The sequence below is a fragment of the Pseudarthrobacter sp. NPDC058362 genome (genome assembly GCF_042723515.1).
GTDB lineage: Bacteria > Actinomycetota > Actinomycetes > Actinomycetales > Micrococcaceae > Arthrobacter.
On record NZ_JBHXIW010000002.1, the window covers coordinates 39,326 to 54,105 of the forward strand.

Consider the following 14,780-nt stretch of genomic DNA (forward strand, 5'->3'; position numbering starts at 1 on the left):
TCAGCGCTTTTCTGCCGTCCGCAGCACGTAGCCTACGCCGCGCTTGGTCTGGATCAGTGCCGGGGCGGCGGGGTCGATGTCCACCTTCCGGCGCAGGTAGGAGATGTAGGACTCCACGATGGAGGCGTCGCCGTTGAAGTTGTATTCCCAGACGTGGTCCAGGATCTGGGACTTGGAGAGCACCCGGTTGGGGTTCAGCATCAGGTAGCGCAGCAGCTTGAACTCGGTGGGGGACAGCTCAATCACGGTGCCGCCACGGCGCACCTCGTGGGCGTCGTCGTCGAGCTCCAGGTCATCCACCCGGATGACAGCATCGTCCTCGATCCGCGGCTGGGTGCGGCGGAGGACGGCCCGGATCCGCGCCACCACCTCATCCAGGCTGAAGGGCTTGGTGACGTAGTCGTCACCGCCCACGGTGAGGCCGGTGACCTTGTCCTCGGTGTCGTCCTTGGCGGTCAGGAACAGGACGGGGAAGTGCTTGCCGGCGGCCCGGAGTCGGCGGGTCACGGTAAAACCGTCCATGTCCGGCAGCATGACGTCCAGCACCGCCAGGTCGGGGGCGTGCGTTTCAGCCGCGGCCAAGGCATCGCGGCCGTTCGCAGCGGAGACCACCTCGAACCCCGCGAAGCGCAGGGAGGTGGACAGCAGCTCACGGATGTTGGGTTCGTCATCAACAACGAGGAGCTTCGCCTCGGGCCCGTTCTTGTTCATGCTCCCATCATGCTCCCAGACTCTGGGAGTTTTCTGGATGCTCCATGGGAGAACTATCCAGGCAGCTGCACGTCCTTCGCGTCCATGATCCGGTACGCGTATCCCTGCTCGGCCAGGAATCGCTGGCGTTTGGCGGCGAATTCCTGGTCCAGGGTGTCGCGGGCCACCAGCGAGTAGAAGCGGGCTGCCCGGCCGTCCTTCTTGGGCCGTAGCAGCCGGCCCAGCCGCTGGGCCTCCTCCTGCCGGGACCCGAAGGACCCGGACACCTGGATGGCCACCGAAGCCTCCGGCAGGTCGATCGAGAAGTTGGCCACCTTGGACACCACCAGAGTCTGCATTTCCCCGGCGCGGAAGGCGTCGAAGAGCCTCTGCCGCACCTTGACCGGGGTGTCACCCTTGATCACGGGCGCGCCCAGGCGCTCGCCGAGCTCGTCCAGCTGGTCGATGTACTGCCCGATGACCAGCAGCTGCTCGCCCGCATGCCGGGCCACCAGCTGCTCCACCACGGCCGTCTTGGACTCTGAAGTGGAACAGAGCCGGTATTTGTCGGCGTCGTCCGCCATGGCGTAGGCAACCCGCTCGTCCCGCGGCAGGTCCACCCGGACCTCCACGCAGTCCGCAGGCGCAATGTAGCCCTGCGACTCGATGTCCTTCCACGGCGCGTCATACCGTTTGGGACCGATCAGGCTGAACACCTCGCCTTCGCGGCCGTCCTCCCGGACCAGGGTTGCGGTCAGGCCAAGCCGGCGCCGGGCCTGAAGGTCCGCCGTCATCCGGAAAATGGGGGCCGGCAGGAGGTGCACCTCGTCATAGATGATCAGGCCCCAGTCGTGCCCGTCCACCAGTTCCAGGTGCGGGTACACGCCGCCGCGCCGGGTGGTGAGCACCTGGTAGGTGGCTATGGTTACGGGCCGGACTTCCTTGACGGCACCGGAATACTCACCGATTTCACCCTCGGTAAGAGTGGTGCGTTTGAGCAGTTCGTCCTTCCACTGCCGTGCCGCCACCGTGTTGGTGACCAGGATCAGGGTGGTGGTGCAGCCGGTGGCCATGGCGGCCGCGCCCACCAGCGTCTTTCCGGCGCCGCAGGGCAAGACCACCACGCCGCTGCCGCCGGACCAGAAGTTTTCGCTGGCCAGCCGCTGGTAGGGCCGCAGGTTCCAGCCGTCCTCGTTCAGGGAGATCAGGTGCGGTGTGCCGTCCACGTACCCGGCCAGGTCCTCCGCCGGCCAGCCGATCTTCAGCAACAGCTGCTTGAGCTGGCCCCGCTGCGACGCGTGGACCACCACGGTTTCGCCATCGATCCGGGGCCCCAGCAGCGGCTGGATCTTCTTGGCCCGGACCACTTCCTCCAGGACGGGGTAATCATCGGTGCGCATCACCAGACCGTGCTGGGGGTCCTTTTCCAGCCGCAGCCGCCCGTAGCGGGACATTGTTTCGGCGACATCCACCAGGAGCGAGTGGGGCACCGGAAAACGGGAGTACTTCAGGAGGGTGTCCAGCACTTTTTCGGCGTCCAGTCCAGCCGCCCGGGCGTTCCATAGGCCCAGCGGGGTCAGCCGGTAGCTGTGCATGTGCTCGGGCGCCCGTTCCAGTTCGGCGAACGGCGCGATGGCGTGCCGGGCCTCGGTGGCCAGCTCATGGTCCACTTCGAGCAGGATGGTCTTGTCGCTTTGGACGATCAGGGGTCCGTCATTCACGCGGGCAGGTCCTTCACTGCCGCAGTTCCCCTGCGGCTTCAACGTCGATGATCCGGTGGACGGACAGTACGCGCTCGGTTTCCTTGGCAGGATCGAACACCCGGACGCGTCCGCCGCTCAGTGATAGCGGAACAACAATTTCCAGGCTGGCATTCCCCAGGCTGTCCACCACGTTCATGCTGATCCGCTGCTTGAGCCGGATGGCGCGCTGCAGCGTCTCCAGCCCCAGTTGGGTGGCGGCCTCGCCGCCGGCCCGCATTCCGTTCCAGGAAGGACCGACGACGGCGGAACCGGCCTGGCGCAGCACGGCCAGTTGGGCGTCCACGTCCTCAGCCGGGGGAGCCATGCCGGGGGCCGTATAGACCGGGCGGACGCTGTGCTGATGAGCGGGAGCCTTGCGCAGGCGCAGCGTGGGGTCCTCCATGCCGTCCACCGCGGGGGACAGGCCCAGACTGCGCAGGGCATGGGCAGTGTCACGGGGCGCGGCCATGGACAGCAGCACGGTGGGCGCGATCCGGACCAGGCCGAGCGCCGCCGCCTTGGGCCCGGCCAGCAGTTCCTCGAGCGCGGCCTCGTCCTCGCTCTGGATGAAGCTGGCGGCCTGGCCCACCCGCAGCCTTCCGTGGCGGGCGGCAGTATCCTCCACCAGGTACTGGAGCGGCTGCGGGACCGCTGTGGCGGAATGCTCGCGCAGGAACCCCAGCAGCCCTGCCGCGTCGTAACCCGAATCCAGCGCCCGGCGGACCGAATCCACGGAGAACCGGTAGATGGTGGCGGGACCCTGCCCCTCGGCGTCGGCCATCACCTGGAGCTTGCCCGCCAGCGCGGGAGACAGGTAGCCCGGCGCCACGGCGGTGAGGTCCGCCTGCAGGAGCACGTGGTTCAGCTCCGCCGGCAGATGCTCGCCCAGGATCGCCAGCGCTGCATCCGGGTCGTCCTGCGCCAGCGCGCTGCCCAGCTGGCTCAGGGCGCCGGAACCCACCAGCCCCAGCAGCTCGGCCTCGACCAGGACCCCGCGGATCAGCGAGCTGAACCGGCGGGCCATCCGGGGCTGGGACCACTCTGCCCGCTGCAGCACCGCGGCGGCGTCGAGCACCGGCGCGGCCCCGCCTCCGGAATCCGACCCGGCTGCCTCGGTGGTGAGCTCATGGAGGATTTCCAGGATGCGCTTGCGGACCACGGGGGCGTCCGGCCGCTGCGCTTCGGCGGACAGGGCCACGATGCTGCTCCCGGATGCTGTCCGCTGCGCGGCACCCGGCCCGCTGATCGGCTGCCCCACCAGTGAGGGGACGCGCTCGCTGGCCAGCCACGCATTGACCAGCCACAGCCACTGTTCCTGCCGGGGCAAGGCCAGCCACTCCAGCTCCGGAGGCTGGACCCACGACGAGGAATCCACGTCCAGCCGGATCAGTCCGGCCAGCCCGCACAGCTCCAGCAGCACGCCTGCCCGCGGCTGGTCCACCCGGAGCTGCTCGGCCAGCCTGCGCAGTTCGCGGACCCCCACGCCGCCGCTGCGCAGCGTGGCCAGTGGCTGGTCCCGGACTGCCTGGAGCAGTTCACTTGCCAGCCGCAGGGTCTCTGCTATGGCGCCCAGGGCCGCGTTCCGGCGCAGCGCCGCGGTGGTCGTCCCAAGGCGGGGAACCGGAGGTGCGAGGGTGAAGTCGTCAATGATGGCCCCGCCCCGCAGCGACACCCCGACGCTGTGCGGCAGTTCCACGTGCGCCGCGTCCAGCGGCACCAACAGTCCGCGCGCCAGCAGCCAGTCCACGGGCCCGACGTCGGCGGGCTCGGTGAGCACGGACGCTTTCCGTTGCGCCTGGGGGACCGCACCCATGGCCCAGTTCCGGAATTTGGCGAGCAACGCCGTCGTGCGTTCCGGCGCGCTGGCGAGGATGTCCTGGAGCGCCGCCGGCGACGACGTCCAGTGCTGCAACGCGAGCGCCGCGTCCATGGGTGTGGTGGCTTCCTGGATGGCAACGCCACTGCGGTGCAGCTCCGAGACCAGCTGGACGGCACGCTGCGCAAAGGCCGGCTGGAGCCGGACCAGTTCCGTGTAGCTCCGGCCCAGGCCTGCAGGGTAGATGCCCACCACGTCCTTCAGGCTGCCCACCGGAAGGTAGAACCGCTGCCGCGCCGACGAAACTGGAACGCCGTGCGGCGGCTCTGCCCGGTGCACCAGCGCCAGGTCCTGCAGCGAGACCAGGATCTGCTCCACCACGGCCACCGTGGACCCGGCGATCAGTTTACGGAGCCCTGCGGCGCACGCGCTGTGCCCGGTATCGGTGTTGGTGCACAGATGCAGCGTTTCCAGCACCTGCATCTGCGGCCGGCTGAGCCGCTCGAGGGCGCGCTGCACGCTGACACGCGCACTCGCGCGGGCGGCGAGGGCGGCGAAGTCGGGGACGGCTGGGGAGATGAGGTCCGGCCGCGCGGTGAACAGGGCCCGCAGCGCATCGTCGCTGCGGCCCGCAAGGTCCTTGCTGAGCGCGCGAATAAGGGACATCAGTCCAACGTTACCGCTGGCCGGGCTTTCCCGCCCGGCGGCGGGCGGCCACGCTGTCCAGAACCAGGAACAGCATCACCAGGAACGCGGCCGGCAGCCCATACAACGCCGTATACGTGATCCACGCAGGGGAAGCGGAGCCGGCGAAAGCAAAAGCCATGACGGCGGCCACGGCGGCAAGGGACAGCACGGCGATAACGCCGGCCAGGATCATCAACGGACGCCGGTAGCGCGAGGGTGTCATGCAGGTAACGCTACAGCGGAGGAAGGGGCGGCCGTGAACGCCCTCGCCCGCGCCGGAGGAAAGCGGGATTAGGGCACCGGGCAGGATAACCTTGGAGGATACAGACCAACACGGTCCGCAGCCGCCATACCTTAAACCCGCACAACGCTGCGGATGCGGTGACGGCCGGCCGTGTCCCGAGAACGCAGAACGAAGAAGGTTGATTACGTGCCTACCGGCAAGGTCAAGTGGTATGACAAGGAAAAGGGCTTCGGCTTCCTCGCCGGCGAAGACGGCCAGGAAGTCTTCCTGCCCAAATCGTCGCTCCCTGAGGGCGTTACTGAGCTGAAGGCCGGCACCCGCGTGGAGTTCGGCGTCGCGGACGGCCGGAAGGGCGCCCAGGCGCTCGGCCTGCGCGTGCTGGACAAGACGCCGTCCATCGCCAAGGCCAAGCGGCCCAGCGCACGGGACCTTGCACCCCTGGTCCAGGACCTGGTGTCCGTGCTGGACAACCTGTCCGGCACCCTCTCGAAGGGCAAGTACCCGGAAGGCAACAAGGGCAAGGCCATCGCTGCCGCCCTGCGTAAGGTTGCCGACGAGCTGGACGTCTAGGCCCAGATGAACCCGGAAGCTGAACAGCCCCAGGCGGCGCCGGCGAAGGCCGCTGCCAAGCGCCGCGCCGGCGTCCCGGTGTGGCGTACCGGCAAGCCGGACGCCTTCCTGGCCGCTGCCGTGGACACTGCCAGGACGGCCATCGAGGGCATTACGGACCCCCGCACTATCGGCGAGCACCTCGCCGCCAAGAGCGAGGGCGACCGGCTGGTCACCCACCTGTTCGAGTCGAAGCTCCCCGGATACGCCGGCTGGCAGTGGTACGCCGTGCTCACCCGGAATTCGCGTTCCAAGGCGGTGACTGTGAACGAGTTGGGCCTGCTGCCGTCCGAGGACTCCATCCTCGCCCCAGAGTGGGTGCCGTGGGCTGAACGTGTCCGCCCCGAGGACGCGCAGGCGCAGGAGCCACAGGAATCACAGCCACAGGAGGCGGCGGAGGAACCTTCCGCGCCGGCCGCCGGAGCTGACGCGGACGACGACGACGCACCGGAGGGCGGGGCTGCTGCACCGTAGCGGCTACAACCTTCCGGCATCACGACAAAGGCGGCGCCCGGGATAAACCCGGGCGCCGCCGTCGTACTTAAACGCCTGCGCTGCTAGCTGCGCAGGCGCTCCACTACATAGTCGATGCTGGCCAGCAGCGCGGTGACGTCCGCGGGCTCGATGGCCACGAACGTGGCGAGGCGCAGCTGGTTGCGGCCCAGCTTGCGGTATGGCTCGGTGTCCACGACGCCGTTGGCGCGCAGGATCTTCGCCACCTGGGCGGCATCCACCGAATCGTCGAAGTCGATGGTGGCGATGACGTTGGAACGCTCGTCCGGGTTGACGACGAACGGCGTGGCGAAGTCCGAAGCCTCGGCCCACCGGTAGATCCGTCCCGCTGAATCCGCGGTGCGCGAGGCGGCGAAGTCAAGGCCGCCGTTGGCGTTGAGCCACTGCACCTGCGAGTCCAGCGTCACGAGCGTGGACAGCGACGGGGTGTTGTAGGTCTGGTTCAGGCGCGAGTTGTCGATGGCCGTCTGCAGATCCAGGAAGTCGGGGATCCAGCGGCCGCTTGCCTTCACGCGGGCCGCGCGCTCGATGGCGGCGGGGGAGAAGAGACCCAGCCAGAGGCCGCCGTCGGAGGCGAAGTTCTTCTGCGGGGCGAAGTAGTAGACGTCGCTTTCGGTCACGTCCACGTCCAGGCCTCCGGCGGCGGAGGTGGCGTCCACCAGGACCAGGGCGCCTTCGTCGGCGCCTGCGACGCGCTTAACCGGTGCGGAGACGCCGGTGGAGGTCTCGTTCTGCGGCCAGGCGTACGCGTCCACGCCCGCTTCGGCCTGCGGCGCCGGGCGGGTGCCGGGCTCGGAGTTGATGATGGATGAGGCGTCCAGGAACGGAGCCTTGTTGGTGGCGGCCGCGAATTTGGAGCCGAACTCGCCGAAGGAGAGGTGCTGGGCCTTCTGTTCCACCAGGCCGAACGTGGCGACGTCCCAGAACGCGGTGGAACCGCCGACGCCGAGAACCACTTCATAGCCCTCCGGTGCGCGGAAGAAGCTGCTGAGGCCTTCCCGGACGGAGCCTACGAGGTTCTTCACCGGGGCCTGCCGGTGCGAGGTGCCAAGGATGGACTTCGAAGCCGCGGACAATGCATCGATCTGTTCCTGGCGGACCTTGGAAGGACCGGCGCCGAACCGTCCGTCCGCGGGCAGGAGGTCGGCGGGAATAGTGATGCTGTTGTCGCTCACAGGTGCTCCAGTTTCGGCATGGACGCGCATGGTCCGGGCGGGTGATTGGCCTGCGGCCGGCTGCGGTGGCTCAGGCCCTCCTTATTCTGCCTGAACGGGAGTTCCGGCAGGAACCGCGTGCGTCATAGTCCAGCAAGTGAGACAGTCAGCCGGCAGCCCCCGGGCGACTATTCGGACAAATTCAAAATAGGCTAAGCTTTTCACCGGACTACGCCCGGCTGAAGGCGTTACGGTGGGACAACGCAAGGTACTGCGCTCGAGGAGCTGAGCTTGATGACGGATCTGATCGACACTACGGAGATGTACCTTCGCACCATCCTGGAGCTTGAGGAAGAGAACATCGTAGCCCTCCGTGCCCGGATCGCGGAGCGCCTGCGCCATTCGGGCCCCACGGTATCGCAGACCATCGGCAGGATGGAACGCGACGGACTTGTGGTGGTCTCCGGTGACCGGCATCTTGAACTCACCGAGACCGGCCGCAAGCGGGCCACCGAAGTCATGCGCAAGCACCGGCTGGCCGAACGGCTCCTGGCCGACGTCATCGGCCTGGACTGGGCGTACGTCCACGACGAAGCGTGCCGTTGGGAGCACGTCATGAGCGAGCGGGTGGAGCGGCGGATCTATGAACTGCTCAACCACCCCACGGAGTCCCCGTACGGCAACCCTATTCCGGGACTCGACGCCCTCGGCGACCAGCCGGCGGCCGCCGGCAGCGGCCCGGTAGCCCCTGACGGCGCCGTGAGCCTGCTCGAAGCGATGAAGGGCTACCAGCCCGCTTCCGCCGTGGTCGTCAGTCGGCTTGCCGAACCCATCCAGGTGGAGCCCGAACTCCTCCTTCAGCTCGATGAGGGCGGAATCCGGCCCGGCGCCAAGGTATCGCTGGAGCGGGTGGGGGACTACATCTCGGTACGGGTACCGGGGATTGAGGGCGCACTCGAACTGCCGCCCGAGGTGGCCGCGCACGTCTTCGTCACCGTGGTTTAGTGCCACTGCGCGACTCGCTTAGTACCCCGCCGTGGCCCGGCCCACACGGTTATAACGGAATTGTTACTGACGGGCTTAAGCCCCTATAGTTAAAACCCGAGCGTTGATACACAAGCGTTACCTGATCCGGAGCCGAGCTCTGCCAGCGGATCAGGTGCACGAGTCATTTACTGGCAGAGGCGGGGGAACCACAACCGGCAGCGGGGGCTGCCTTGGGGTGAAGTCCGTCAGCAGCAAGCCTCTCCAGCAAATCCTCCCGGGATAGCTCTGTGCAGAAGTTTGCTTACGGCGGACCGGGTCTTTGAACTCTCTGACCCGAATCCGACAGCTAACTTCGCAGGCTTTCCAGAGAGGAAACCTTCTTTTGAGCATGCAGACCTCCAGGGGCCGGCGCCGCGCTGCGGGCCCCTCACCGACCCCCCGGGTTGTGGAAGTCATCTCCGCGGAGCGCCCCCGCGATCCCCACCGTGAAGCCCGCCGCCGGCGCGGCCCCTTCCGGCAGATCACGGAGTTCGCATCGGCGAGCGGTATCGGGCAGAAAGCCGGAATCGCCCTGGCGGCCACCGGCCTCGTCCTGACCGTGACTGTCCCGTCCACCAGCCCCGTGATGGCTACCAGTACCACGGACGTAGTGCCCGCCGTTGCCGCCCAGCCTGCGCAGCAGCCGGAAATCTCCGCCGAAGCGGGAGCCCGCATCGACTTCAGCCGCTCCGCCGTGGTGACCAAGGCGGACCCGGACGGCAAGCTGAAACAGCTCCTGAGCGCCCAGTCTGCCGGCGCCGTCTCCCGCGCCGCCTCTGTCGGCAGCCTGGGGGCACCCTTGGCCAGCCTGACCATGGTCTCCCCGTTCGGTTACCGCGTGAGCCCCATCACCGGAGGCTACGGCGACTTCCACCGCGGCGAAGACTTCGCGGCCCAGTGCGGCACCTCTGTGCTGGCGGCCGCCACCGGTACCGTGACCTTCGTGGGCTGGCACGACTTCGGCGGCGGCAACCGCGTCGTCATTGACCACGGAAACGGACTTGAGACGACCTACAACCACCTCTCCGGCTTCAACGCCCAGGAGGGGCAGACTGTGGGCCGTGGCGACGTCATCGCCTACAGCGGAACCACCGGCGCCTCCACCGGCTGCCACCTCCACTTCGAGGTGCAGGTCAACGGCGAGGTTGTCGATCCCACCGGCTGGCTTTAGCCCGAACTGAGGGTTTGCTCTCGCAACACGCTGACGTCCCGTGACCTTAATGTGACATTGGTTATTAATTCCTGTACCGTCGTACACGCGTCAACTTTTCCGAAGTTGACGCTCTTGAGTGGATTGCCTAACTCTGCCACCGCTCAAGGTCCGTTCGCATTTCATCGTCTGGCAGGGGCGGGGGAACCAATTTTGGCCTTCTGTTTGTGGGAAGGCCTTGGGGTTAAGCCGTAAAAGCTTCCTTGGAAGCGCGCGGCCGGGTGACTCCCATCCGAATCCGACAGCTCACCTCGCAGGCATTGGGAGAGGCTATCCTTCGTGTCTTCACGTCATAATTCTGCGCGCCACCGTGCGCAAACGGTGCGCACCAACCCATTGGGCTCCGTGTCCAAGGCCGTTAGTGCCAATGCGGGGACCATGGGCCGCCAGGCCGCAGTCGTAGCAGCAGCTTCGGGCCTCATTCTGACCATGGGCCTGCCAGCCACGGCAGCGGACACCACCGCTGGTATTTCGGCCTCCACCGAGTCCGGAGCGCAGAACGCCGCCGTCATGGCCGCTCCCACCGCCACGGTTTCCTTCGAGCGTCCGGTGGTCAAGACCACCGCTGCTCCGGAGATCGAGCCGGTCCAGGTGCAGTCCACCTCGGAGGAAGAGGAGTCCACCACGGACTCCGCCGCTGAGACTGCATCAAGCGCAGTTGCCGGCGCTTCCACCTCCGGCATCGCCGGTATCGCCTACACCGGCATTGGCCGCCCGTACGTCTGGGGCGGCACCTCTCCCAATGGCTGGGACTGCTCGGGCTTCACGCAGTGGGTCTACGCCCAGGCCGGCATCAGCATCCCCCGCGTCAACGCATGGTCCATCATGACCCCCACCGCCGCCCCCAAGCCGGGCGATCTGGTGGTGCAGAACGGTGGTGCCCACGTGGGCATCTACGTTGGCAACGGCATGATGGTCAGCGCACTGAACCCCAGCCAGGGCACCTTGTTGCACGCCGTAGCCGCCACCGGCTCCTCGGTGTACTACACGCTCAACCCGTAGTTTCAGGAGGGCCTGCCCGCAGGCCCGGTTCAAACACGTATTTCGCCAATCAGCACATCCCCGTTTGGGAGGTGCCGGGGTACCCCCAAGATCCCGGCGCGCCCAGCCCCTGGGCTGTTAATAGCGGTCTTGAGGAAATCGAAAGAGAGAACATGACTACTCGTGCTACCGCACGGCACCGCGCCGAGGTCACCAAGACCAACTCGCTTGCTGTCATTGCCAAGACCGTGGGCGACAATGCCGGCGGCATGGGCCGCCAGGCCGCAGTCATCGCTGCCGCCTCCGGCCTTGTCCTGACCAGCGGCGTCGCAGCCAACGCTGCGGACTCCAATGTCCAGCGGGATTCGGCCCCGGCTTCGGCCCTGACGGTCGAGTCCGCTGTGGATGCGCCCATTTCGGCGGCGTCCACCATCTCCATCAGCTTCGAAAAGCCGGCCATCACCACCGAAGCTGCTCCCGTTGTGGAGGAAGAGCCCGTTGTCGAGGTGCAGGAAGCCGAGCCGGCTCCCGAGCCCGAGGCAGCAGCGCCGGTGACGGCCACGGTGACGGCTTCCGCGCCGGCGGCCCCGAAGGCTTCCGCCAGCGGCAAGGGTGCAGCCATCCTCTCCGCTGCATACGCCCAGCTTGGTGTTAGCCAGGACTGCACCATGCTGGTGACCAACTCCCTGGCCGCCGTGGGCATCAACTTCCATGACTGGCCTGCCGGCTACCTCTCCCTGGGCCGCACGGTCAGCGCAGCCGAAGCGCAGCCCGGTGACCTCATTTACTACGCCGACGGCGGCGCGGGCGTAGCCCACATCGCTGTTTACGCCGGCAACGGCCAGGCAGTGCACGGCGGCTACAACGGCAACCAGACCGTGGTCTTCAGCGCGAACGTTGGCTCCGGCCCCGTCTTCATCCGCGTCGACTAGCATCGGCCTCGGCCGGCGACACCGGCAGCCGACAGCTCACCAAAAGCCCTCCCCCTCACTGGGGAGGGCTTTTGCGTGCCCGCATTTCCGTGCCGGATTAGCTGATGACGCAAATCTTTGTTTACTCTGGTGGTGTCGATCCATAGCCCGGACATGCCGAGGGCAGCCGGCCCTCGTGCCCCTGACGGGTGCGGCCGTGAAGAGGTACGTGCATGCGCACTCTCGTTCTGAATGCTGGATATGAACCGCTGGCGGTCATCACTTTCCGCCGGGCGCTGGTGCTTGTGCTCACAGGCAAGGCAAGCGTGGTGGCCGAAGGGGACGACCCCGTCGTGGGGCCGCAGGAAATCCTGGGCCGCCCGTCCGTGATCCTCCTCAACCGCTACATCCGGCCCCGGTATAACCAGTCCACCGCCGTCAGCCGGCGCGGAGTGCTGCGCCGGGACGGCCACCGTTGCGCGTACTGCGGCAAGGCGGCCCACACCATCGACCACGTTCAGCCCAAGTCACGCGGCGGCGCCGATTCCTGGGAGAACCTGGTGGCTGCGTGCCTGCGCTGCAACAACGCCAAGGGGGACCACACCCCCGCGGAGATGGGGTGGAAGCTGCGGTTCGTTCCCGAGCCCCCCCATGGGACCATCTGGCAGATTAAGGAACTCGAGAAGCCTGCGCCCGACTGGGATCCCTTCCTCCTTCCCGAACGCGCTGCCTGACACTTTCGGCACCGCCGTGCTGCCATTGGCTAGGGTAGGGGAATGGACAACCAGCACGCCTTCGATGCCGTGATCCTGGCCGGCGGGCGCTCCTCCCGTCTGGGTGGGACGCCCAAGCAATCGTTGGTTTACGACGGCGGCACCCTCCTTGAGCGCGCGCTGCAGGCTGCGGCAGGGGCTTCGCGCAGGGCAGTGGTGGGCCCGGACCCGGGGATGCTGCCGCCCGGCGTCCTGTGCTGCCGCGAAGATCCTCCCTTCGCAGGTCCGGCGGCCGCGATCGGGGCTGGATTGGCGGCCCTTGCCGATGACCCGGCCCTGGCGCCGGCAGCCTTTACCCTGGTCCTCGCCTGCGACATGCCGCACGCTGAAGCCGCCGTCGTGTGCCTTCTCGCGGAACTTGCCGCGCCGGCGGAGGTCCCCGACGGCGTGGTCGCCGCCACCAGGGACGGCAGGATGCAGCCCTTGGCAGGTTTTTATCGCACGGCTGCGCTACAAAACGCGGTGGACGCCCTGTCGGCCGAAGGGGCGCTAACCAACGCGTCGGTGCGCTCGCTGCTTGCTAGTCTGGACCTGCAGCTTGTCACCGTCCCCGCCGGGTCCACCACTGATGTGGACACTTGGGATGATGCCGCCGCACTAGGAATTGCCGCCGGTCCCGGCCCACAGCCCGGGACCGGCGCGGCAGCAGACAACTTGGGAGGCAGTCCGTGAAAAGCCAGGAAGAAACCCTCGAGGAATGGTGCAGGTCCCTGCTCCAGGCCTATGAACTGGAGGATGTCCAGGTGGACATCAACGCCATCCTGAGCCTTGCCGGAGTCGCGGCCCACTCGGTGGTGCGCCCGGCAGCGCCCCTCACCACATTCATCGCCGGACTGGCCGCGGGCCTCGCCACCAGTGAGGGCCGCATCGTGGATGCCGCCGCGATGGAATCCGCCCTGTCCGTGGCCAAGAAGCTGGCAGCCGCCTACGATGCCGAAGCGCCGGAGACTCCCGGAGAATGACCGGGGAAACCCAGGGGGAAACGGCGGACCACGGACACCACCACGCGGCACACACATGGGCCGAAGCGCGGCAGGCCGCCTTCGACGCGGCCGGGCCCATCCCCGCAGGACCCGTCGCGCTTGAACTGGCGCTGGGCCGGCGGCTGGACCGGGACGTCGTGGCGCTGCAGGACATGCCCCACTACGCGTCATCCGCCATGGACGGCTGGGCAGTCAACGGCACCGGACCTTGGATCACCACCGAGCCGGGCACCCGGCTGGTTCCGCACCAAGCCAGCCCGATCGCCACGGGCGGGCTCATCCCGCCCGGCGCCAAGGCCGTGCTCCGCACCGAAAGCGCGGTCCTGGCCAAGGACGAGGACGGTCTGCCCATCCTTACCGCCGGCGGCAGCGCCCGGCCGGGGGAGCCGCGGACCGGCCAGCACGTCCGCAAGGCCGGCGAGGAAGCCCAGGAAGGGGACGTCCTGGTCAAAGCCGGCGTGGTCCTGAACCCGGCCCACCTGGCACTGGCCGCCCTGGCCGGCTATGACGAACTGCAGGTCCAGGGCAAACCCGTGGTCCGGCTCATCCTCACCGGTTCAGAGGTGGTGGAGCACGGCGTTCCCGAGCCGGGCACGGTCCGCGACACTTTCGGCCCCCAGCTCCCTGCCGTGGTGGAGATGCTCGGCGGCATCCCGGGCGGACGGCAGCGGATCGGCGACTCGTATGAGGAGTGGCTGGCCGCCCTGGAGGACGTTGTCCCGGAGGCGCCGGGCGCGCCCGGGCTGCCGGCCGACGTCGTCATCACCACTGGCGGCACCGGCCGCTCCGGCACCGACCACCTCCGCCGGGCCGTAGCCGAGCTTGGTGGCCGCCTGGTCATTGACGGCGTTGCGATGCGGCCGGGACACCCGGCCGTGCTGGCGGAGCTGCAGGACGGCCGGTTTGTGATTGGCCTTCCCGGCAACCCCCTCGCCGCCATGATGGCGCTGTCCACCGTGGGCGCGCCGCTGCTGGCAGCCTTGGGACACGGCACGCTGCCGGAGGTGCAGGAAGTTCCCTGCGGCACGCTGATCGACCCCGATCCCGGCCGGACCAGGCTGATGCCCTACCGCCTGCTCTACGGGATGGCGTCCCCGGCCCAGCACACCGGGCCGGGGATGATGCGGGGCCTCGCCGCGGCGGACGGCGTCATGGTGGTGCCCCCGCACGGGGTGCAGCTGGGCGAGATGGTGCCGGCCTTCGCGCTGCCCTGGGGCCCGCCCATTCCGGCGGCACCTGACCCGGACGCCAAATCGAAAACCAGGATCCCGAAAGCCAGGACGGCGAAGGACGGCACCGGCAAGGACGCCAAACCCGCCGGCCCCGTGGACTGGAGCGCCCTCCTTGGCTGAGCAGTGCTTACCGGGTGACGGCGGCTCGCCGGCTGCCGGGCGTTTGCCGGCTGGACGGCGCTTGGACCGCGGGCCCTGCCGTTGCCATG

General features: G+C 68.0%; 15 protein-coding genes and 2 riboswitches. Of the genes, 10 read left to right on the plus strand and 5 right to left on the minus strand.

The features are described 5' to 3' along the window. Genes ACFWIX_RS04770 through ACFWIX_RS04785 form a run of 4 tightly spaced genes read right to left on the minus strand, consistent with a single transcriptional unit; the run spans position 1 to position 5,158 of the window. Positions 1 to 711: a response regulator transcription factor gene (locus tag ACFWIX_RS04770; protein WP_377214969.1), complete on the minus strand. Its 711-nt coding sequence runs from the start codon at positions 709 to 711 to the stop codon at positions 1 to 3. Positions 712 to 764: 53 nt separating this feature from the next. Then, positions 765 to 2,411, minus strand: coding sequence for a DNA repair helicase XPB (locus ACFWIX_RS04775; protein ID WP_377214970.1), 1,647 nt, complete (start codon positions 2,409 to 2,411; stop codon positions 765 to 767). Between the two features lie 13 nt (positions 2,412 to 2,424). Further along, on the minus strand, positions 2,425 to 4,914 hold the full coding sequence (locus ACFWIX_RS04780; RefSeq protein ID WP_377214971.1) for a helicase-associated domain-containing protein: 2,490 nt from the start codon (positions 4,912 to 4,914) through the stop codon (positions 2,425 to 2,427). 10 nt (positions 4,915 to 4,924) lie between these two features. Next, on the minus strand, positions 4,925 to 5,158 hold the full coding sequence (locus tag ACFWIX_RS04785) for a hypothetical protein (RefSeq protein WP_377214972.1): 234 nt from the start codon (positions 5,156 to 5,158) through the stop codon (positions 4,925 to 4,927). A 207-nt stretch (positions 5,159 to 5,365) separates the two neighbouring features. Between ACFWIX_RS04785 and ACFWIX_RS04790 the strand changes: the two genes are divergently transcribed. Together ACFWIX_RS04790 and ACFWIX_RS04795 are read left to right on the plus strand one after the other, a co-directional pair. Further along, a complete protein-coding gene (locus tag ACFWIX_RS04790; protein ID WP_377214973.1) occupies positions 5,366 to 5,749 on the plus strand; it encodes a cold-shock protein in 384 nt (127 codons plus the stop codon). Positions 5,750 to 5,755: 6 nt separating this feature from the next. Next, a complete protein-coding gene (locus ACFWIX_RS04795; protein WP_377214974.1) occupies positions 5,756 to 6,262 on the plus strand; it encodes a DUF3027 domain-containing protein in 507 nt (168 codons plus the stop codon). A gap of 83 nt (positions 6,263 to 6,345) precedes the next feature. On the opposite strand, the gene serC is transcribed toward ACFWIX_RS04795, so the two are convergent. Then, positions 6,346 to 7,476, minus strand: a complete 1,131-nt coding sequence (serC, locus tag ACFWIX_RS04800) for a phosphoserine transaminase (protein WP_377214975.1) — start codon at positions 7,474 to 7,476, stop codon at positions 6,346 to 6,348. Between the two features lie 273 nt (positions 7,477 to 7,749). Between serC and ACFWIX_RS04805 the strand changes: the two genes are divergently transcribed. From ACFWIX_RS04805 to ACFWIX_RS04840, 8 genes are all read left to right on the plus strand, one after another. After that, complete coding sequence (locus ACFWIX_RS04805) at positions 7,750 to 8,460, plus strand: metal-dependent transcriptional regulator (RefSeq protein WP_377214976.1); 711 nt, start codon at positions 7,750 to 7,752, stop codon at positions 8,458 to 8,460. A gap of 120 nt (positions 8,461 to 8,580) precedes the next feature. Beyond that, positions 8,581 to 8,818: riboswitch (cyclic di-AMP (ydaO/yuaA leader) on the plus strand. Between the two features lie 12 nt (positions 8,819 to 8,830). Continuing rightward, positions 8,831 to 9,652, plus strand: coding sequence for a M23 family metallopeptidase (locus ACFWIX_RS04810; protein ID WP_377215498.1), 822 nt, complete (start codon positions 8,831 to 8,833; stop codon positions 9,650 to 9,652). Positions 9,653 to 9,766: 114 nt separating this feature from the next. Then, positions 9,767 to 9,965: riboswitch (cyclic di-AMP (ydaO/yuaA leader) on the plus strand. Between the two features lie 71 nt (positions 9,966 to 10,036). Beyond that, the gene (locus tag ACFWIX_RS04815) at positions 10,037 to 10,693 is read left to right on the plus strand and encodes a C40 family peptidase (protein WP_377214977.1); all 657 of its coding nucleotides are present in this window, start codon (positions 10,037 to 10,039) and stop codon (positions 10,691 to 10,693) included. Positions 10,694 to 10,845: 152 nt separating this feature from the next. Then, positions 10,846 to 11,604 carry an NlpC/P60 family protein gene (locus tag ACFWIX_RS04820; RefSeq protein ID WP_377214978.1) on the plus strand — a complete coding sequence of 253 codons (759 nt, stop codon included), beginning with the start codon at positions 10,846 to 10,848 and terminating at the stop codon, positions 11,602 to 11,604. A gap of 212 nt (positions 11,605 to 11,816) precedes the next feature. Further along, the gene (locus ACFWIX_RS04825; RefSeq protein ID WP_377214979.1) at positions 11,817 to 12,317 is read left to right on the plus strand and encodes an HNH endonuclease; all 501 of its coding nucleotides are present in this window, start codon (positions 11,817 to 11,819) and stop codon (positions 12,315 to 12,317) included. Positions 12,318 to 12,359: 42 nt separating this feature from the next. Beyond that, positions 12,360 to 13,028 (plus strand): molybdenum cofactor guanylyltransferase, encoded by a 669-nt coding sequence (locus tag ACFWIX_RS04830; RefSeq protein WP_377214980.1) that lies wholly within the window; start codon positions 12,360 to 12,362, stop codon positions 13,026 to 13,028. After that, a complete protein-coding gene (locus ACFWIX_RS04835; RefSeq protein ID WP_377214981.1) occupies positions 13,025 to 13,318 on the plus strand; it encodes a DUF6457 domain-containing protein in 294 nt (97 codons plus the stop codon). The genes ACFWIX_RS04830 and ACFWIX_RS04835 overlap by 4 nt, the downstream gene beginning before the upstream one ends. After that, positions 13,315 to 14,691 (plus strand): molybdopterin molybdotransferase MoeA, encoded by a 1,377-nt coding sequence (locus ACFWIX_RS04840; protein ID WP_377214982.1) that lies wholly within the window; start codon positions 13,315 to 13,317, stop codon positions 14,689 to 14,691. The genes ACFWIX_RS04835 and ACFWIX_RS04840 overlap by 4 nt, the downstream gene beginning before the upstream one ends. Positions 14,692 to 14,780 lie beyond the last annotated feature (89 nt).